The sequence below is a fragment of the Sphingomonas sp. Leaf9 genome (assembly GCF_001421355.1).
Lineage (GTDB): Bacteria > Pseudomonadota > Alphaproteobacteria > Sphingomonadales > Sphingomonadaceae > Sphingomonas.
The window spans coordinates 688,293-704,643 of the sequence record NZ_LMKC01000002.1; the positions used below are offsets into that span (position 1 = coordinate 688,293).

The 16,351-nt window shown below is 64.3% G+C and carries 26 protein-coding genes; all 26 read left to right on the forward strand.

Going from position 1 to position 16,351, the window contains the following annotated elements; translation table 11 throughout:
* Nucleotide 1 precedes the first annotated feature (1 nt).
* The 26 genes from rplD (at nucleotide 2) to ASE58_RS07260 (ending at nucleotide 16,338) form a co-directional block, all read left to right on the forward strand.
* Nucleotides 2-628 carry a 50S ribosomal protein L4 gene (gene rplD / locus ASE58_RS07135; protein ID WP_055763293.1) on the forward strand — a complete coding sequence of 209 codons (627 nt, stop codon included), beginning with the start codon at nucleotides 2-4 and terminating at the stop codon, nucleotides 626-628.
* A complete protein-coding gene (locus ASE58_RS07140) occupies nucleotides 621-938 on the forward strand; it encodes a 50S ribosomal protein L23 (RefSeq protein WP_055763296.1) in 318 nt (105 codons plus the stop codon). The genes rplD and ASE58_RS07140 overlap by 8 nt, the downstream gene beginning before the upstream one ends.
* A gap of 1 nt (nucleotide 939) precedes the next feature.
* Nucleotides 940-1,791, forward strand: a complete 852-nt coding sequence (rplB, locus tag ASE58_RS07145; RefSeq protein WP_055763299.1) for a 50S ribosomal protein L2 — start codon at nucleotides 940-942, stop codon at nucleotides 1,789-1,791.
* A gap of 3 nt (nucleotides 1,792-1,794) precedes the next feature.
* Nucleotides 1,795-2,073 carry a 30S ribosomal protein S19 gene (gene rpsS, locus ASE58_RS07150; protein WP_055763302.1) on the forward strand — a complete coding sequence of 93 codons (279 nt, stop codon included), beginning with the start codon at nucleotides 1,795-1,797 and terminating at the stop codon, nucleotides 2,071-2,073.
* A complete protein-coding gene (gene rplV, locus ASE58_RS07155; RefSeq protein ID WP_055763305.1) occupies nucleotides 2,073-2,450 on the forward strand; it encodes a 50S ribosomal protein L22 in 378 nt (125 codons plus the stop codon). Before rpsS ends, rplV begins: the two co-directional genes overlap by 1 nt.
* On the forward strand, nucleotides 2,450-3,160 hold the full coding sequence (rpsC, locus tag ASE58_RS07160) for a 30S ribosomal protein S3 (RefSeq protein WP_055763307.1): 711 nt from the start codon (nucleotides 2,450-2,452) through the stop codon (nucleotides 3,158-3,160). Before rplV ends, rpsC begins: the two co-directional genes overlap by 1 nt.
* Nucleotides 3,161-3,172: 12 nt before the next feature.
* A complete protein-coding gene (gene rplP / locus ASE58_RS07165) occupies nucleotides 3,173-3,604 on the forward strand; it encodes a 50S ribosomal protein L16 (protein ID WP_055756910.1) in 432 nt (143 codons plus the stop codon).
* 2 nt (nucleotides 3,605-3,606) lie between these two features.
* A complete protein-coding gene (gene rpmC, locus ASE58_RS07170) occupies nucleotides 3,607-3,810 on the forward strand; it encodes a 50S ribosomal protein L29 (RefSeq protein WP_055763310.1) in 204 nt (67 codons plus the stop codon).
* A gap of 11 nt (nucleotides 3,811-3,821) precedes the next feature.
* Entirely contained in the window at nucleotides 3,822-4,094 is a 273-nt protein-coding gene (gene rpsQ, locus ASE58_RS07175) for a 30S ribosomal protein S17 (protein ID WP_055763313.1), read from the forward strand.
* A gap of 213 nt (nucleotides 4,095-4,307) precedes the next feature.
* Nucleotides 4,308-4,676, forward strand: a complete 369-nt coding sequence (gene rplN, locus ASE58_RS07180) for a 50S ribosomal protein L14 (protein ID WP_055763315.1) — start codon at nucleotides 4,308-4,310, stop codon at nucleotides 4,674-4,676.
* On the forward strand, nucleotides 4,676-4,990 hold the full coding sequence (gene rplX / locus ASE58_RS07185) for a 50S ribosomal protein L24 (RefSeq protein ID WP_055819198.1): 315 nt from the start codon (nucleotides 4,676-4,678) through the stop codon (nucleotides 4,988-4,990). The genes rplN and rplX overlap by 1 nt, the downstream gene beginning before the upstream one ends.
* Nucleotides 4,983-5,567, forward strand: coding sequence for a 50S ribosomal protein L5 (gene rplE / locus ASE58_RS07190; RefSeq protein WP_055763321.1), 585 nt, complete (start codon nucleotides 4,983-4,985; stop codon nucleotides 5,565-5,567). Before rplX ends, rplE begins: the two co-directional genes overlap by 8 nt.
* Nucleotides 5,568-5,626: 59 nt before the next feature.
* Nucleotides 5,627-5,932, forward strand: coding sequence for a 30S ribosomal protein S14 (rpsN, locus tag ASE58_RS07195; RefSeq protein ID WP_055763324.1), 306 nt, complete (start codon nucleotides 5,627-5,629; stop codon nucleotides 5,930-5,932).
* Nucleotides 5,933-5,943: 11 nt separating this feature from the next.
* The gene (gene rpsH / locus ASE58_RS07200) at nucleotides 5,944-6,339 is read left to right on the forward strand and encodes a 30S ribosomal protein S8 (protein ID WP_033921102.1); all 396 of its coding nucleotides are present in this window, start codon (nucleotides 5,944-5,946) and stop codon (nucleotides 6,337-6,339) included.
* Nucleotides 6,339-6,872, forward strand: coding sequence for a 50S ribosomal protein L6 (gene rplF, locus ASE58_RS07205; RefSeq protein WP_055763327.1), 534 nt, complete (start codon nucleotides 6,339-6,341; stop codon nucleotides 6,870-6,872). The genes rpsH and rplF overlap by 1 nt, the downstream gene beginning before the upstream one ends.
* On the forward strand, nucleotides 6,872-7,228 hold the full coding sequence (gene rplR, locus ASE58_RS07210) for a 50S ribosomal protein L18 (RefSeq protein WP_055763330.1): 357 nt from the start codon (nucleotides 6,872-6,874) through the stop codon (nucleotides 7,226-7,228). The genes rplF and rplR overlap by 1 nt, the downstream gene beginning before the upstream one ends.
* A 3-nt stretch (nucleotides 7,229-7,231) precedes the next feature.
* Nucleotides 7,232-7,963 (forward strand): 30S ribosomal protein S5, encoded by a 732-nt coding sequence (rpsE, locus tag ASE58_RS07215; RefSeq protein WP_055763332.1) that lies wholly within the window; start codon nucleotides 7,232-7,234, stop codon nucleotides 7,961-7,963.
* Between the two features lie 6 nt (nucleotides 7,964-7,969).
* Nucleotides 7,970-8,146, forward strand: coding sequence for a 50S ribosomal protein L30 (rpmD, locus tag ASE58_RS07220; protein ID WP_055763335.1), 177 nt, complete (start codon nucleotides 7,970-7,972; stop codon nucleotides 8,144-8,146).
* Nucleotides 8,147-8,245: 99 nt separating this feature from the next.
* Nucleotides 8,246-8,776 carry a 50S ribosomal protein L15 gene (gene rplO / locus ASE58_RS07225; protein ID WP_055763337.1) on the forward strand — a complete coding sequence of 177 codons (531 nt, stop codon included), beginning with the start codon at nucleotides 8,246-8,248 and terminating at the stop codon, nucleotides 8,774-8,776.
* A gap of 235 nt (nucleotides 8,777-9,011) precedes the next feature.
* A complete protein-coding gene (gene secY, locus ASE58_RS07230) occupies nucleotides 9,012-10,379 on the forward strand; it encodes a preprotein translocase subunit SecY (RefSeq protein WP_055763340.1) in 1,368 nt (455 codons plus the stop codon).
* A gap of 25 nt (nucleotides 10,380-10,404) precedes the next feature.
* A complete protein-coding gene (locus tag ASE58_RS07235; protein WP_055763343.1) occupies nucleotides 10,405-11,049 on the forward strand; it encodes an adenylate kinase in 645 nt (214 codons plus the stop codon).
* Between the two features lie 324 nt (nucleotides 11,050-11,373).
* Entirely contained in the window at nucleotides 11,374-11,742 is a 369-nt protein-coding gene (gene rpsM / locus ASE58_RS07240; protein ID WP_055763345.1) for a 30S ribosomal protein S13, read from the forward strand.
* A gap of 106 nt (nucleotides 11,743-11,848) precedes the next feature.
* Nucleotides 11,849-12,238 carry a 30S ribosomal protein S11 gene (gene rpsK, locus ASE58_RS07245; RefSeq protein WP_055763349.1) on the forward strand — a complete coding sequence of 130 codons (390 nt, stop codon included), beginning with the start codon at nucleotides 11,849-11,851 and terminating at the stop codon, nucleotides 12,236-12,238.
* A gap of 93 nt (nucleotides 12,239-12,331) precedes the next feature.
* Entirely contained in the window at nucleotides 12,332-13,396 is a 1,065-nt protein-coding gene (locus ASE58_RS07250; RefSeq protein WP_055763352.1) for a DNA-directed RNA polymerase subunit alpha, read from the forward strand.
* A 230-nt stretch (nucleotides 13,397-13,626) separates the two neighbouring features.
* Nucleotides 13,627-14,049, forward strand: coding sequence for a 50S ribosomal protein L17 (gene rplQ, locus ASE58_RS07255; RefSeq protein ID WP_055763356.1), 423 nt, complete (start codon nucleotides 13,627-13,629; stop codon nucleotides 14,047-14,049).
* A gap of 165 nt (nucleotides 14,050-14,214) precedes the next feature.
* Nucleotides 14,215-16,338 (forward strand): prolyl oligopeptidase family serine peptidase, encoded by a 2,124-nt coding sequence (locus ASE58_RS07260; protein ID WP_055819200.1) that lies wholly within the window; start codon nucleotides 14,215-14,217, stop codon nucleotides 16,336-16,338.
* Nucleotides 16,339-16,351 lie beyond the last annotated feature (13 nt).

Here is a 16,351-nt window from a genome sequence, read left to right on the forward strand (position 1 = left end):
CATGAAGGTCAAGGTACAGACCCTCGATGCCGTCGAAAGCGGCGATATCGAGCTGAACGACGAGGTGTTCGGCCTCGATCCGCGTGCGGACATCCTGCACCGGGTCGTGACCTGGCAGCTCGAGAAGCGTCGCGGCACCGCCCGCGGCACCCGCGAGCGCGCCGATGTCGCGCGTTCGGGCAAGAAGCTGGGTCGCCAGAAGGGCGGCGGTGTGGCTCGTCACGGCGATCGCCGCGCTCCGGTGTTCATCGGCGGTGGTAAGGCGCACGGCGCCCGCGTCCGCGACTTCAACCCGGGCCTGAACAAGAAGGTTCGCGCTCTGGGCCTGAAGATGGCGCTGTCGAGCCATGCCAAGGCAGGCTCGCTGGTGGTTCTGGACGGCCTGACCGTCGAGAACGGCAAGACCCAGGTCCTGCTCGGCAACCTCGCGAAGCTGGGCTTCGGCAAGACCTCGCTGGTCATCGACGGCGACGCGGTGGAAAACACCTTCGCGCTGGCAGCGCGCAACCTCCGTCAGGTCAATGTCCTGCCGGCCGGTGGTGCCAACGTCTATGACATCCTGAAGCACGACACGCTGGTCCTGACCCGCGCGGCGATCGAAAAGCTGGAGGCCCGCTTCAATGGCTAAGCAGCAGCAGTCGGCTATCGACATCCGTCACTACGACGTGGTGCTTAGCCCCCACATCACCGAAAAGGCGACGATGCTCTCCGAGCATAACGCCGTCGTCTTCAAGGTCGCGAACAAGGCGTCGAAGCCGGAGATCAAGGCAGCGGTCGAAGCGCTGTTCAACGTCACCGTCACCGGCGTCAACACGATCGTGACCAAGGGCAAGACCAAGAAGTGGAAGGGCGCGCCCTACACTCGCTCGGACTTCAAGAAGGCGATCGTGACGCTGGCCGAAGGCCAGTCGATCGACATTACCGAGGGGGCCAAGTAACATGGCACTCAAGCAATATAATCCGACCACGCCGTCGCAGCGTGGCCTGGTCCTGATCGACCGTTCGGCGCTGTACAAGGGCCGTCCGGTCAAGGCGCTGACCGAAGGCAAGACCAAGACCGGCGGTCGCAACAACAAGGGCCATGTGACCTCGCGCGGCATCGCCGGCGGTCACAAGCAGCGCTACCGCATCATCGACTTCAAGCGTCGCCTGTGGGACGTCGAAGGTACCGTGGACCGGATCGAATATGATCCCAACCGCACCGCCTTCATCGCGCTCATCAACTATGGTGCGGACGAAGCGGGCAAGGACCGCGTCGCCTACATCATCGCGCCGCAGCGTCTGAACGTCGGCGACAAGGTGATCGCGGGCAAGAAGACCGACGTGAAGCCGGGCAACGCGATGGAACTGGGCCAGGTGCCGGTCGGCACGATCGTCCACAACATCGAGATGAAGCCGGGCAAGGGCGGTCAGATCGCTCGTTCGGCCGGCACGTACGTGCAGGTCGTCGGCCGCGACAAGGGTATGGTCATCGTCCGCCTGAACTCCGGTGAGCAGCGCTACATCCACGCCGCCTGCATGGCGACGATCGGTGCGGTGTCGAACCCCGACAACCAGAACCAGAATCTGGGCAAGGCCGGCCGCAACCGCTGGAAGGGCATCCGCCCGCTGACGCGCGGCGTCGCCAAGAACCCGGTCGACCACCCGCACGGCGGTGGTGAAGGCCGGACCTCGGGCGGTCGTCACCCGGTCACCCCGTGGGGCAAGCCGACCAAGGGCGCGCGCACGCGGCACAACAAGGCGACGGACAAGATGATTATCCGTAGCCGTCACGCGAAGAAGAAGGGCTAAGCGATGGCTCGTTCCGTATGGAAGGGTCCGTTCGTGGACCTCAATCTGCTGAAGAAGGCAGAAGTGGCGCAGGACGCCGGCACCCGTGCCGGCCCGATCAAGACCTGGTCGCGCCGTTCGACCATTCTCCCGCAGTTCGTCGGCCTGACGTTCAACGTCTACAATGGCCGTAAGTTCGTGCCGGTTTCGGTCAACGAAGACATGGTGGGCATGAAGCTTGGCGAGTTCGCTCCGACGCGCTTCTTCCCCGGCCACGCCGCCGACAAGAAGGGCAAGCGCTGATGAGCAAGCAGGCAGCACCCCGTCGCGTTGGTGACAAGGAAGCCCTGGCAGTCGCGACTCAGGTCCGCGGCTCGGCCCAGAAGCTGAACCTCGTCGCCGCGCTCATCCGCAACCGCTCGGCGAGCGATGCGATGAACATCCTCGCCTTCTCGAAGAAGGCGATGGCGGTCGATGTCCGCAAGTGCCTCGCTTCGGCGATCGCGAATGCGGAAAACAACCACAACCTCGACGTCGACGCACTCGTCGTCAAGGAAGCCTCGGTCGGCAAGTCGATCACGATGAAGCGTTTCGCGACCCGCGGTCGCGGTAAGTCGACGCGCATCCTGAAGCCGTTCAGCCGCGTGCGCATCGTCGTGTCCGAGGTGGAGGAAGCGTAATGGGTCACAAGTCCAATCCCATCGGTCTGCGTCTGCAGATCAACCGCACCTGGGACAGCCGTTGGTATGCCGAAGGCGCCGACTATGGCCGTCTCCTGCTGGAGGATCTGAAGATTCGCCAGTACATCATGAAGACGCTGCCGCAGGCCGCGATCTCCAAGGTGGTCATCGAGCGTCCGGCCAAGCTGTGTCGCATCTCGATCTTCGCGGCCCGTCCGGGCGTGATCATCGGCAAGAAGGGCACCGACATCGAAAAGCTTCGCAAGAAGCTGGGTACGATGACGGGCTCGGACGTGTCGCTGAACATCGTCGAAATCCGCAAGCCGGAAATCGATGCGAAGCTCGTCGCGCAGGGCATTGCCGATCAGCTCGAGCGTCGTATCGCCTTCCGCCGCGCCATGAAGCGTGCGGTGCAGTCGGCGATGCGCCTGGGTGCCGATGGCATCCGCGTCGCTTGCGGCGGTCGTCTGGGCGGTGCGGAAATCGCCCGTTCGGAAGGCTATCGCGAAGGTCGCGTTCCGCTGCACACGCTGCGTGCCAACCTCGACTATGCCGAGGCCGAAGCACACACCGCGTACGGCGTCTGCGGCGTCAAGGTCTGGATCTTCAAGGGTGAGATCCTCGGCCATGACCCGATGGCGCAGGACCGGCTGATGATGGAGGCTCAGACCTCCGGCGTGCGCCCCGCGCGCGACGATCACCGCCGCTAAGGATAATTTGAGATGCTGCAACCAAAGCGCACCAAGTTCCGCAAGGCCTTCAAGGGCCGCATCCATGGCGATGCCAAGGGCGGTACGTCGCTGAACTTCGGGTCGTATGGCCTGAAGGCGATGGAGCCGGAGCGGATCACCGCCCGCCAGATCGAGGCGGCTCGCCGCGCGATCACGCGTCACATCAAGCGCCAGGGCCGCTTGTGGATCCGGATTTTCCCGGATCTGCCGGTGTCGTCGAAGCCTGCCGAAGTCCGCATGGGCTCGGGCAAGGGTTCGCCCGAATTCTGGGTCGCCCGCGTCAAGCCGGGTCGCATCCTGTTCGAACTGGACGGCGTGCCCGGCCCGCTCGCCGCGGAGGCGTTCGAACGCGCCGCGATGAAGCTGCCGATCGCGGTCAAGGTCGTTGCCCGTCTGGGCGACACCTCGCACCTGGAGGGTTGATTATGACGAAGGCAACCGATCTTCGCGGCAAGAACGACGACCAGCTGGTCGAGGAACTGACCAGCCTGAAGCGTGAGGCGTTCAACCTCCGTTTCCAGGCGGCGACCAGCCAGCTGGAAAAGCCGACTCGCGTGAAGGAAGTCCGTCGCGACATCGCGCGGATCAAGACGCTGCAGGGCGAGCGTTCGCGCTCGTCCGACAAGTAAGGACGAGAGACATGCCGAAGCGCGTGCTGACCGGGATGATCGTCTCGGACAAGACCGACAAGACGGTGGTGGTCAAGGTAGAGCGGAAGGTTAAGCACCCCCTCTACGGCAAGATCATCCGCCGTTCGAAGAAGTACCATGCCCATGACGAGGGCAATGAGTATCGCGAAGGCGAGACCGTGCGCATCGAAGAGACCGCGCCGATCTCGAAGCTGAAGACCTGGAAGGTGATCGAGCGGGTGAACACCCACGCGACGCCGGCAGAGGTCGCAGCCGAGGCGTAAGCCTTTGCAGGGGCGGGGGTGAAAACCTCCGCCCCAAATGCAATTCCGGGGTCAGACCCGGATATGACGGACATTTGCGGAGAGGCGCTTGCCTTTTCGCCATGGGGCGGTTAATGGGCCGCTCCCCCCGGCGCGGTATGCCCGCAGCCGGGGGTTCATTTTAGCAGGCGGGGTCCGGTCGGAATCGGCCCCATAGGGTAAGGAATCGCATCCATGATTCAGATGCAATCCAATCTCGACGTCGCTGACAACAGCGGCGCGAAGCGGGTGCAGTGCATCAAGGTGCTTGGCGGGTCCAAGCGCCGCGTGGCGGGCGTCGGCGACGTCATCGTCGTCAGCATCAAGGAAGCCGCTCCGCGCGGCCGCGTGAAGAAGGGTGACGTGCACCGCGCCGTCATCGTTCGCACCGCCAAGGACATCCGTCGCAGCGACGGCTCGGTGATCCGCTTCGACGGCAATGCCGCCGTGCTGGTCAACAAGAACGAGGAGCCGATCGGCACCCGTATCTTTGGTCCGGTGGTCCGCGAGCTGCGCTCGAAGGGCTTCATGAAGATCATCTCGCTCGCGCCTGAGGTGCTGTAATGGCTGCTGCCAAGATCAAGAAGGGCGACACCGTGATCGTCCTGTCGGGCAAGGACAAGGGCAAGACCGGCCAGGTCACCCAGTCGATGCCGAAGGACGGCAAGGTCGTCGTCGCTGGCGTGAACATCGCCGTGCGCCACAAGAAGCCGAACCAGGCCGACCCGCAGGGTGGTCTGGTGCGCTCGGAAGCGCCGATGCACGTCAGCAAGGTCGCGCACGTCGTCGACGGCAAGCCGACCCGGGTTCGTTTCGAAATCCGCGACGGCAAGAAGGTTCGGGTCGCCGTGAAGGGCGGGGAGGTCATCAATGGCTGATGCATACAAGCCGCGCATGAAGGCGATCTATGACGATCGCATCGTGAAGGCGATGACCGACAAGTTCGGTTACAAGAACGTGATGGAAATCCCGCGTCTCGACAAGATCGTCCTGAACATGGGCGTTGGCGAAGCGACGCAGGACAAGAAGAAGGTCGAGCAGGCCAGCTCCGAAATGGAGCTGATCGCCGGCCAGAAGCCTGTCGTCACGAAGGCGAAGAAGTCGATCGCGCAGTTCAAGCTGCGTGAAGGCATGGCGATCGGTTGCAAGGTCACGCTGCGCCGCGAGCGGATGTACGAATTCCTCGACCGCTTCATCACTATCGCGCTTCCCCGCGTCCGCGACTTTCGTGGCCTGAACCCGAAGTCGTTCGACGGCCGTGGCAACTATGCCTGCGGCATCAAGGAACAGATCGTTTTCCCCGAAATCAACTATGACCGCATCGACAAGGTGCGCGGCATGGATGTGATCGTGACCACCACCGCCAAGACCGACGAAGAGGCTCGCGAGCTTCTCCGTCTCTTCGGTTTCCCCTTCCCGCAGGAAGAGGGCGCCGAGGAACAGAAGGCGGCGTAATCCGGTCCGCCCCCGGCCACGGGGGCGGCCGTTCGCTTTAACGAAGAGAGCTTAAGTCCATGGCGAAACTGAGTTCCGTGAACAAGAACGAGCGCCGTCGCGCACTCGTCAAGAAGTTCGCGCCCAAATATGCGAAGCTGAAGGCGATCGCAGCCGATACGTCGCTCGACGAGACCGAGCGTCTGATCGCGCGGCTGAAGATGGCCGAGATTCCCCGCAACGGGAATCCGACCCGCATCCGCAACCGTTGCGAGCTGACGGGTCGTCCCCGCGGCTATTATCGCAAGTTCCGTCTCGCCCGCGTCATGCTGCGTGAACTGGCCAACAAGGGCCTGATCCCCGGCGTCACGAAGTCGAGCTGGTAAGGAACACAGCAATGGCATTGACCGATCCCCTGGGTGACATGCTCACCCGCATCCGCAACGGCCAGCGCGCGCGCAAGGACAGCGTCCTGACGCCTGCCAGCAAGTTGCGGGCCCGTGTCCTCGACGTGTTGCAGCGCGAGGGCTATATCCGTGGCTACAGCGAAGAGCAGATGGGCCCCGCGGCCGGCATCCGCATCGAGCTGAAGTATTTCGAAGGCCAGCCGGCGATCAAGCACGTCGCGCGCGTCTCGAAGCCCGGTCGCCGCGTCTATTCGGGTTCGCAGGAACTGCCGAAGGTGCGCAACGGCCTTGGCATCACCATCGTCTCGACGCCGCGTGGCGTTCTGTCCGACGCCGAAGCGCGCGAACAGAATGTCGGTGGCGAAGTCCTCGCGGAGGTCTTCTGATGAGCCGCATCGGTAAGAAGGCAGTCCCGGTTCCGGCCGGCGTGACCGCCAACATCGCAGGGCGCGAGCTGAGCGTTAAGGGCCCGAAGGGCACGCTGACGCTGCCGCTGGCGGACGACATCGCCTATGCCGTCGAAGGCGACACCATTTCGGTGCAGCCGGCGAACGACACCAAGCGCGCTCGCGCGTTCTGGGGCATGCAGCGCACCCTCGTGCAGAATCTGATCACCGGCGTGACCACCGGCTTCACCAAGAAGCTGCTGATCACCGGCGTCGGCTATCGCGCCGCAGCGCAGGGCAAGAACCTGAAGCTGCAGCTCGGCTACAGCCACGACGTCAACATCGACGTGCCGGAAGGCATCGAGATCAAGACGCCCGATCAGACCACGATCGAAATCAGCGGGATCGACAAGCAGAAGGTCGGTCAGATCGCTGCCGAGATCCGTCGTTGGCGTAAGCCCGAGCCGTACAAGGGCAAGGGCATCAAGTACGACGGCGAGTTCATCTTCCGCAAGGAAGGGAAGAAGAAGTAATGACCAAGGGTCTCTCCCTCTTCGAGAAGCGCCGTCGGCGCAATCGCACCGCGCTCAAGGCGCGTTCGGGCGGCCGTGCGCGGCTGTCGATCCATCGTTCGGGCAAGCACATCTATGCCCAGGTCATCGACGACGCAGCGGGTCGCACCGTTGCCTCGGCGTCGACGCTGGAAAAGGACGTGCGTGGCACCTCGGGCGCGAACATCGATGCGGCTACCGCAGTCGGTACCCGCGTTGCGGAAGCGGCGAAGGCCGCCGGCGTGACGCAGGTCGTGTTCGACCGTGGCGGCTTCCTGTTCCACGGCCGCGTCAAGGCGCTGGCCGAGGCCGCCCGCGAAGCCGGATTGGAGTTCTAAGACATGGCTGACGAAAACAATCAGGCCGAAACCCCCGCCGCCGACGTGTCGGCAGCGCCGGGTGGCGAGCAGCCGCAGGGCCGTGGTCCGCGTGGCGGCCGTGGTCGCGGCGGTCCGGGTGGTCCCGGCGGCGGTGGTCGTGGTGGCCGTGACGGCAACCGTGGCGGACGTCGCGACGACCGTCGTGGGGGCCAGGACGATGGTGGCGAAGAGCTGATCGAAAAGCTCGTCCACATCAACCGCGTCTCGAAGACCGTGAAGGGCGGCAAGCGCTTCGGTTTCGCAGCGCTCGTCGTCGTCGGCGACGGCAAGGGCCGCGTCGGTTTCGGGCATGGCAAGGCGCGCGAAGTGCCGGAAGCCATCTCGAAGGCGACCGCCGCTGCCAAGAAGGCGATGGTTCGCGTTCCGCTCAAGGACGGTCGTACGCTGCACCATGACGGCAACGGCCACTTCGGTGCCGGTCGCGTGACGGTGCGTTCGGCTCCGGCCGGTACCGGCATCATCGCGGGTGGCCCGATGCGCGCCATCTTCGAATCGCTGGGCGTGGCCGACGTCGTGACCAAGTCGGTCGGCACGTCGAACCCGTACAACATGATCCGTGCGACCTTCGAGGCGCTGAACGACCAGTCGTCGCCGAAGTCGGTGGCGCAGCGTCGCGGCAAGAAGATCGCCGACCTGCTGGGTCGTGGTGGATCGCAGACCGCCGAGGCTGATGCCGCGGCGATCGTGGAGTAACGAGCGATGGCAACCGTGAAGATCACCCAGACCGGGTCGCCGATCCGCCGGACCAAGGATCAGCGCGCAACGCTGATCGGTCTCGGCCTCAACAAGATGCACAAGACCGTGGAACTGGCCGACACCCCCGAGGTGCGTGGCATGATCCGCAAGGTGCAGCACATGGTGTCGGTCGAAGGCTGAGGCCTTTTACCTTTACCGGTGACAAATGCGGGGAAGGGGGCTAAGCGGCCCCCTTCCTCATTTCTATCAGCGCGAACATAGCGAAAGCGAGTGCAACACATGAAACTCAACGAAATCCGCGACAATGCAGGCGCCCGCAAGAGCAAGATGCGCGTCGGACGCGGCATCGGCTCGGGCAAGGGCAAGACCGCCGGTCGTGGCCAGAAGGGCCAGAAGAGCCGTGAAGGCGTGTCGATCGCCGGCTTCGAAGGCGGCCAGATGCCGCTGCACATGCGCATCCCGAAGCGCGGCTTCAACAACATCTTCGCCAAGGACTACGCCGAAGTGAACCTCGGTGCGATCCAGAAGGCGGTCGATGCCGGCAAGATCGAAGCCGGTGCGGCGCTCGACCACGCCGCACTGAAGGCGGCGAACCTGGCCCGTGGTGGCAAGGACGGCGTGCGTCTGCTCGGCAAGGGCGAACTGAACGTGAAGCTGGCCTTCACCGTCGCCGGCGCGTCGAAGTCGGCGATCGAAGCAGTCGAAAAGGCTGGCGGTTCGGTCAACGTGATCGAAGTCGTGCCAGCGCACGAAAAGGCCGCTGCCAAGAAGGGCAAGACGCTCGCCGCCAAGAAGGCTGCGCACGCGTAATCCCGCGGACTGCCGTTCTTCCTGAGTAGCTGCTGAGCGAAGTCGAAGCGGCGTATCGGGGGATCGCCCGTTGTGGCGTACCTCGATACGGGCCTTCGACTTCGCGCAGTCCCTACTTGGCATGAACGGGCGGAGCGACAAGCTGTCGCTCCCCCTTAGACATCCCGGCTGCAACCCCTATATGGTCGCCCGGGGGGTGGGCTGATGGCCCGCCAGCATCATTCGGGACATATCCATGGCAGCCGCCTCAGACGGTCTTGCGACCAATCTCAATCTGTCGAAATTCGGTCAGGCGACCGAACTCAAGAAGCGCCTGTGGTTTACGCTCGGGGCACTGATCGTGTTCCGCATGCTGAGCTATGTGCCGCTGCCGGGCATCGACCCGACGCAGCTCGGCCTGCTCGCGAACCAGACGCAGGGCGGCGTTCTCGACTTCTTCAATACCTTTTCGGGCGGTGCGCTGACGCGCATGTCGGTCGTCGCGCTGGGCGTCATGCCCTACATCACCGCGTCGATCGTCGTGCAGCTCGCGACCTCGCTCAGCCCACAGCTCGCCGCCATCAAGAAGGAAGGCGAATCGGGCCGCAAGAAGCTCAACCAGTACACCCGCTACGGCACGGTGCTGCTGACCGCGATCCAGGGCTATACCATCGCCGTCGGGCTGGAGGCGTTCGGTGCCTCGGCCGGTGCGCAGGCGGTGATCGAGCCTGGCATGACCTTCCGCGTCGCGGCGGTCATTTCGCTGATCGGCGGCACGATGTTCCTGATGTGGCTGGGTGAGCAGATCACCAGCCGCGGCATCGGCAACGGCATTTCGCTCATCATCATGGCCGGGATCGTCGCGCACCTGCCGACGACGCTGGTCCAGCTGTTCGAGGGCAGCCGTTCGGGCACGATGAACCCGATCACCCTGATCGGCATCATCGTCGCCGTTGCCGGCCTGGTCCTGTTCATCTGTTTCATGGAGCGCGCGCAGCGCCGCATCCTGATCCAGTATCCCAAGCGCCAGACGGCGCGCGGGGTGCAGGCGGATCGCAGCCACCTGCCGCTGAAGATCAACACCGCGGGCGTCATCCCGCCGATCTTCGCGTCGTCGCTGCTGCTGATGCCGGTCACCATCACCCAGTTCGCTGGCAAGGCGACCGCCGGGGACAGCCGCTGGGGCGACTTCATCCTGTCGCTCAACCAGTATCTGGCGCATGGGCAGCCGCTGTACATGCTGCTGTACGGCGCGGGCATCGTCTTCTTCTCGTTCTTCTACACCGCGATCGTCTTCAATCCTGAAGAGACCGCTGACAACCTGAAGCGCTATGGCGGGTTCATTCCCGGCATTCGTCCGGGCAAGAACACCGAGAATTATTTCGACTATGTGCTGACCCGGATCACGGTCATCGGCGCGGCCTATCTGGTCATCATCTGCCTGCTGCCCGAATATCTGGTATCGGCACTGTCGATTCCCTTCTATCTCGGCGGCACCAGCCTGCTCATCGTGGTCAACGTCACGATGGACACGGTGACGCAGATCCAGTCGCACCTGCTGGCACACCAGTATGGCGACCTCATCAAGAAGGCCAAGCTGAAGGGCGGACGCCTGCGCGGCTGAGCGTAACAGGACTAAGGGGGCAGCTATGGACATCATCCTTCTCGGACCGCCGGGGGCGGGCAAGGGAACCCAGGCCGCGCGGCTCGAATCGGCGCGCGGCATGGTACAGCTGTCGACCGGCGACATGCTGCGTGCGGCGGTCAAGGCTGGCAGCCCGGTGGGCGTACAGGCCAAGGCCGTGATGGACGCCGGTGAGCTGGTGTCCGACGCGATCGTGTCGGCGCTGATCGGCGAGCGGCTCGACCAGCTGGGCGACCAGGGCGCGATCTTCGACGGCTATCCGCGCACGGCGGCACAGGCCGACGCGCTCGACCTGCTGCTCGAACATCGCGGGCGGCAACTGACCCATGTGATCGAGCTGGTGGTGGACGAAGATGCGCTGGTCGAGCGCATCGTCGGCCGCTTCACCTGCGCCAATTGCGGCGCTGGCTATCACGACACGTTCAAGCAACCCGCCGCCGCCGGCGTCTGCGATGCGTGCGGCGCGACCGAGTTCAAGCGTCGCCCTGACGATAACGAGGAAACCGTGCGCACGCGCATGGTGGAATATCGCGCGAAAACTGCGCCGATCCTGCCGCTCTACGAAGCGCGCGGCCTTGTGCACCGTGTTGACGGCATGGCCGACATGGATCAGGTAACCGCGCAGGTCGCGGCGATCCTCGACAAGTGACGAGAGGGCGGGCTTCGGTCCGCCCTTTTCCATTACCCTATGTGCGATCGTCGCTTCGGGCTTGCGCCGGGGTGACGACGAGGTTGCGGGAGAGGGCATCGCACCCTCGCGCAGTGAGCGCCTGCCGCTCACGCCCCATCCCGAATTTGGTTCCGCCCACCGGTTGACAGGGTGGGAATCGATCCGTATCAGCGATCCACCCCGACATACCGGTTCCGGCGGCGCTTTCGCGCGTTCGCCGCGATCGTGCGTGACGGGTTGCAACGCTACGAGATGAGGGGCCGCTGCCATGCGGCGCCTCGTGGAGCTGGGAGAATTTAGTTCATGGCACGTATCGCGGGTGTTAATATCCCGACCAACAAGCGCGTCGTCATTGCGCTGCAGTACATCCACGGCATCGGCCCGGCAAAGGCCAAGCAGCTGACCGAGCAGCTGGGCATCGCCGCCGAGCGTCGCGTTCAGGACCTGAGCGACCAGGAAGTCCTTCAGATCCGCGAAGCGATCGACGCCAGCCACACCGTGGAAGGTGACCTGCGTCGCCAGACCGCGATGAACATCAAGCGTCTGATGGATCTCGCCTGCTATCGTGGCCTGCGTCACCGCAAGGGCCTGCCGGTCCGCGGCCAGCGCACGCACACCAATGCGCGCACCCGCAAGGGCAAGGCGAAGCCGATCGCGGGCAAGAAGAAGTAAACATCAGTCCGCCGGACTGATTTTCCTTCTTCTCCGCCGGAGGCAGGTTCGAGGCTGATCGCCTCCCGGCCTCCGCATCACGCTATACAGGTCAGGATTTCCAACAATGGCACGTGAACCGCAGCGCCTTCGCCGTCGCGAGCGCAAGAACATCACCGCCGGCGTCGCGCATGTGAACGCCAGCTTCAACAACACCATGATCACCATCACCGATGCGCAGGGCAATGCGATCAGCTGGTCGTCGGCCGGCATGATGGGCTTCAAGGGCTCGCGCAAGTCGACCCCGTATGCCGCGCAGGTCGCTGCCGAGGACGCCGGCCGCAAGGCTGCCGACCACGGCGTGCGCACGCTCGAAGTCGAAGTGAAGGGTCCGGGTTCGGGCCGTGAATCGGCGCTGCGCGCGCTGCAGGCCGTCGGTTTCCAGATCACGTCGATCCGCGACGTGACCTCGATCCCGCACAACGGCGTGCGCCCTTCGAAGCGTCGCCGCGTCTGATCCGTGCCTGCCGCCCCGCCGGGTTCGTCCGGCGGGGCTGTTCTTTCATGGCGCGGACCCGTCCTTTCCGCGCCGCCAAGCTAGGGGAAGCCCGTGTCCGTCAACGCTAAGAACTGGCAGGAACTCAAGAAGCCGAGCGGCCTCGAGAAGAAGCCGGGCGGCGATCCCAAGCGCCGTTCGACCTTCGTGGCCGAGCCGCTGGAGCGTGGGTTCGGCCTGACGCTCGGCAACGCGCTGCGTCGCGTGCTGCTGTCGTCGCTGCAGGGCGCCGCCGTCACCTCGATCAAGATCGAGAACGTCCTTCACGAATTTTCCAGCCTTGCCGGCGTCCGTGAGGACGTGACCGACATGGTGCTGAACGTGAAGCAGATCGCACTGAAGATGCAGGGTGAAGGCCCGAAGCGTCTGCAGCTGTCGGTTACCGGCCCGGCCGAAGTGAAGGCCGGCGACATCGCCGTCACCGGCGATATCGAAGTCATGAATCCGGAACTGGTGCTGTGCCATCTCGACGATGGTGCGACGCTGAACATGGAACTGACCGCGGACGTCGGTAAGGGCTATGTGCCTGCCGCCGGCAACCGTCCGGCCGATGCGCCGATCGGCCTGATCCCGGTCGACGCGCTGTATTCGCCGGTGCGCCAGGTCAGCTACAAGGTCGAGAACACCCGCGTCGGGCAGGAACTCGATTACGACAAGCTGACGCTGACCATCGAAACCGACGGCACCGTCACCCCTGAGGACGCACTGGCCTATGCCGGTCGCATCCTGCAGGACCAGCTGGCGCTGTTCGTCCACTTCGACGATTCGACGCTGCCCCGCGCTGCCGCCACCGGCACGCAGGTCGCAGCACCGCAGAGCGAAGGCCAGGGCGATACCGCGCAGATCAATCGCTACCTGCTCAAGAAGGTCGACGAGCTGGAACTGTCGGTTCGTTCGGCAAACTGCCTCAAGAACGACAACATCATCTACATCGGCGATCTGGTCCAGAAGACCGAAGCCGAGATGCTGCGCACCCCCAATTTCGGCCGCAAGTCGCTGAACGAAATCAAGGAAGTGCTGTCGTCGATGGGCCTTCGCCTCGGCATGGACATCCCCGGATGGCCGCCCGAGAACATCGAAGAGATGGCGAAGAAGCTCGAGCAGGAAATTATGGGCTGATTTTGCACCGGGGCAGGCGAGCCTGCCCCGGAGGCAAAACCAGGCCGGCCGGCGAGCTTCCAGCTCGTCCGACGACATGGGCTTTGCCCATGTGGGGCCAGTTTCTAAAATCGCGGCAAGTGTGAACTTAGTGAACTTTGCCGCGAACAGGCGCACCGGTGGCAGCCTCTAAACCGCCACCAGCTCTGGGGATTCCGTGACACGGCCCCTTAACGAACGAAGGAAATACCATGCGTCATCGCGTCGGCGGCCGTAAGCTGCAGCGTACCTCGGCACACCGCATTGCGCTGTTCCGCAACATGTCGGCCGCGCTCATCAAGCATGAGCAGATCACGACGACCGTCGCCAAGGCGAAGGAACTGCGTCCCTACATCGAAAAGCTCATCACGCTGGCGAAGAAGGGCGGCCTGTCGAACCGTCGTCTCGCGCACGCCCGTCTGCTCGACGACGTGCAGCTGGTGAAGCTGTTCGACGTGCTGGCGACCCGCTACGCCGATCGCAACGGCGGCTACACCCGCATCATCAAGGCCGGCATCCGCGCGTCGGACGCCTCGCCGATGGCGATCATCGAATTCGTCGACCGCGACGTGTCGGCGAAGGGCCAGGATTCGGGCCCGGTGATCAGCGAAGAGGATTTCGACGAAGCCGCCTGATCGGCGTTTCGCTCGAGAGAGACAGGGAAGGGCGGTCGTACTTCGGTACGGCCGCCCTTTTCCGTTGGTGAAGGTTACAGTGTCTCCACGGGGTTGCGCGGGCGAGCGGCTCGCGTATCGTGGTGGTAACGCCGGATACCGTCCGGCAAGCCCCGTGGAGCAACAATGTACCGCCATGCCCTTGCCGCGACCCTGTGCCTGATGACCAGCACGACCGCCCTTGCCCAGACCATCGCCTATCCCCAGACCCGCATCGTCAACCAGGTCGACGAACAGTTCGGGGTGAAGGTCGCCGATCCGTATCGCTGGCTGGAGAACGACGTCCGCAACGATCCCGAAGTCGCCGCCTGGGTTGCATCGGAGAACAAGGTCACGGATGCCTATCTGGCGACGCTGCCCGGCCGCGACGTTTTCAAGCGCCGGCTGACCGCGCTGTTCGATTATGAGCGTGTCGGCGTGCCCAACCGCGAGGGCGGCCGTTATTTCTACAGCCGCAATTCGGGGTTGCAGAACCAGTCGGTGCTGTACGTCCGCGACAGCCTGAACGGGCAGGGGCGGGTGCTGATCGACCCCAATGGCTGGTCGAAGGACGGCGCGACCGCGCTCGCGGAATGGGCCCCGTCGAAGGACGGCAAGCGGCTGCTCTATTCGATCCAGGACGGCGGCAGCGACTGGCGCAAGCTGCGCGTGCTGGACGTCGATACCGGCAAGGTGCTCGACGACCAGATCGACTGGGTGAAGTACGGCCTGTCAGCCTCGTGGGTGAAGGACGGTTCGGGCTTCTATTACGCCCGCTTCCCGACCCCGGAAAAGGGGCAGGAGTTCCAGAGCCAGAACCTGAACGCCAAGGTCTATTTCCACAAGTTGGGCACGCCACAGAGCGCCGACCGGCTGATCTACGAACGGCCCGACCAGCCGCGTTTCACCTTCTATCCGGGCATTACCGATAACGGGCGCTGGCTGGTCATTTCGACCAGTGGTCCGGGCGATCATACCGAGATCGCGGTGCTCGACCTGACGAAGCCGAACGACAAGCCCCGCACCATCGTTAACACCGACAATGTCGACTGGAACACGGTGGGGTCGAAGGATACCACGCTGTACCTGACCACGACGCAGGGCGCACCGCGTCTGCGCATCGTGACGCTCGACATGGCCGCGGCCAATCCCCAGCCAAAGGAATTGGTGGCGGAGGACAAGGCGGTGCTGAACGGCGCGTCGCTGGTCGGCGGCCGGATCATGGCCGCGTACCTCGTCGATGCGAAGACCGAGGTGAAGCGCTTCACCCTCGACGGCAAGCCGGATGGCGCGATCGAGCTGCCGGGCATCGGCACGGTCGGCGGGGTCGGTGGGGAGCTGGACAACAACGAAGGCTTCTTCGCCTTCTCCAGCTTTGCCACGCCGACCACCATCTACCGCTACGACGTCGCCACGCGCCAGGTGACGCCGTGGGCCAGCCCCAAGGTCGCGTTCGACCCGGCGCAGTACGACGTCCGCCAGCGTTTCTACACGTCGAAGGACGGGACGAAGGTCCCGATGTTCATCGTCAAGCGCAAGGACGTGACCAAGCCGGCACCGACGCTGCTCTACGCTTATGGCGGGTTCAACGTGCCGATCCTCCCCGGCTTCTCGCCCGGTCGCATCGCATGGCTCGAACAGGGTGGCGTGCTGGCGGTCGCGAACATTCGCGGCGGCAGCGAATATGGGAAGGCGTGGCACGACGGCGGCAAGCTGCTGAACAAGCAGAACGTCTTCGACGACTTCATCGCGGCGGGCGAAGACCTGATCGCGCAGGGCGTGACGGGCAAGGGGCAACTGGCGATCCAGGGCGGGTCGAACGGCGGCCTGCTGGTCGGCGCGGTCGTCAACCAGCGGCCCGACCTGTTTGCCGCCGCGCTGCCCGCGGTGGGCGTGATGGACATGCTGCGCTTCGACCGGTTCACCGCCGGGCGCTACTGGGTCGATGATTACGGGGTGCCGGCGAAGGAAGCGGACTTCCGGAACCTGTTGACCTATTCGCCCTATCACAATGTGAAGGCCGGGGTGACCTATCCGGCGATCCTGGCGACCACCGCCGACACCGACGATCGCGTCGTGCCGGGGCATACGTTCAAGTACACCGCGATGCTCCAGTCGAAGGACATCGGGCCGAAGCCGCATCTGGTCCGCATCGAAACCCGCGCGGGCCATGGATCGGGCAAGCCGACCGACAAGGTGATCGAGGAAACCGCCGACCTGTGGGCGTTCATCGCCAAATGGACCGGGCTGGCGGTGAAGCCGATCAACTGACAAATGACGCCGC

Bases quoted from the DNA above. Each gene is read 5' to 3' on its own strand.
- rplD (WP_055763293.1), top strand. From the start codon at position 2: ATGAAGGTCAAGGTACAGACCCTCGATGCCGTCGAAAGCGGCGATATC.
- ASE58_RS07140 (WP_055763296.1), top strand. From the start codon at position 621: ATGGCTAAGCAGCAGCAGTCGGCTATCGACATCCGTCACTACGACGTG.
- rplB (WP_055763299.1), top strand. From the start codon at position 940: ATGGCACTCAAGCAATATAATCCGACCACGCCGTCGCAGCGTGGCCTG.
- rpsS (WP_055763302.1), top strand. From the start codon at position 1,795: ATGGCTCGTTCCGTATGGAAGGGTCCGTTCGTGGACCTCAATCTGCTG.
- rplV (WP_055763305.1), top strand. From the start codon at position 2,073: ATGAGCAAGCAGGCAGCACCCCGTCGCGTTGGTGACAAGGAAGCCCTG.
- rpsC (WP_055763307.1), top strand. From the start codon at position 2,450: ATGGGTCACAAGTCCAATCCCATCGGTCTGCGTCTGCAGATCAACCGC.
- rplP (WP_055756910.1), top strand. From the start codon at position 3,173: ATGCTGCAACCAAAGCGCACCAAGTTCCGCAAGGCCTTCAAGGGCCGC.
- rpmC (WP_055763310.1), top strand. From the start codon at position 3,607: ATGACGAAGGCAACCGATCTTCGCGGCAAGAACGACGACCAGCTGGTC.
- rpsQ (WP_055763313.1), top strand. From the start codon at position 3,822: ATGCCGAAGCGCGTGCTGACCGGGATGATCGTCTCGGACAAGACCGAC.
- rplN (WP_055763315.1), top strand. From the start codon at position 4,308: ATGATTCAGATGCAATCCAATCTCGACGTCGCTGACAACAGCGGCGCG.
- rplX (WP_055819198.1), top strand. From the start codon at position 4,676: ATGGCTGCTGCCAAGATCAAGAAGGGCGACACCGTGATCGTCCTGTCG.
- rplE (WP_055763321.1), top strand. From the start codon at position 4,983: ATGGCTGATGCATACAAGCCGCGCATGAAGGCGATCTATGACGATCGC.
- rpsN (WP_055763324.1), top strand. From the start codon at position 5,627: ATGGCGAAACTGAGTTCCGTGAACAAGAACGAGCGCCGTCGCGCACTC.
- rpsH (WP_033921102.1), top strand. From the start codon at position 5,944: ATGGCATTGACCGATCCCCTGGGTGACATGCTCACCCGCATCCGCAAC.
- rplF (WP_055763327.1), top strand. From the start codon at position 6,339: ATGAGCCGCATCGGTAAGAAGGCAGTCCCGGTTCCGGCCGGCGTGACC.
- rplR (WP_055763330.1), top strand. From the start codon at position 6,872: ATGACCAAGGGTCTCTCCCTCTTCGAGAAGCGCCGTCGGCGCAATCGC.
- rpsE (WP_055763332.1), top strand. From the start codon at position 7,232: ATGGCTGACGAAAACAATCAGGCCGAAACCCCCGCCGCCGACGTGTCG.
- rpmD (WP_055763335.1), top strand. From the start codon at position 7,970: ATGGCAACCGTGAAGATCACCCAGACCGGGTCGCCGATCCGCCGGACC.
- rplO (WP_055763337.1), top strand. From the start codon at position 8,246: ATGAAACTCAACGAAATCCGCGACAATGCAGGCGCCCGCAAGAGCAAG.
- secY (WP_055763340.1), top strand. From the start codon at position 9,012: ATGGCAGCCGCCTCAGACGGTCTTGCGACCAATCTCAATCTGTCGAAA.
- ASE58_RS07235 (WP_055763343.1), top strand. From the start codon at position 10,405: ATGGACATCATCCTTCTCGGACCGCCGGGGGCGGGCAAGGGAACCCAG.
- rpsM (WP_055763345.1), top strand. From the start codon at position 11,374: ATGGCACGTATCGCGGGTGTTAATATCCCGACCAACAAGCGCGTCGTC.
- rpsK (WP_055763349.1), top strand. From the start codon at position 11,849: ATGGCACGTGAACCGCAGCGCCTTCGCCGTCGCGAGCGCAAGAACATC.
- rplQ (WP_055763356.1), top strand. From the start codon at position 13,627: ATGCGTCATCGCGTCGGCGGCCGTAAGCTGCAGCGTACCTCGGCACAC.
- ASE58_RS07260 (WP_055819200.1), top strand. From the start codon at position 14,215: ATGTACCGCCATGCCCTTGCCGCGACCCTGTGCCTGATGACCAGCACG.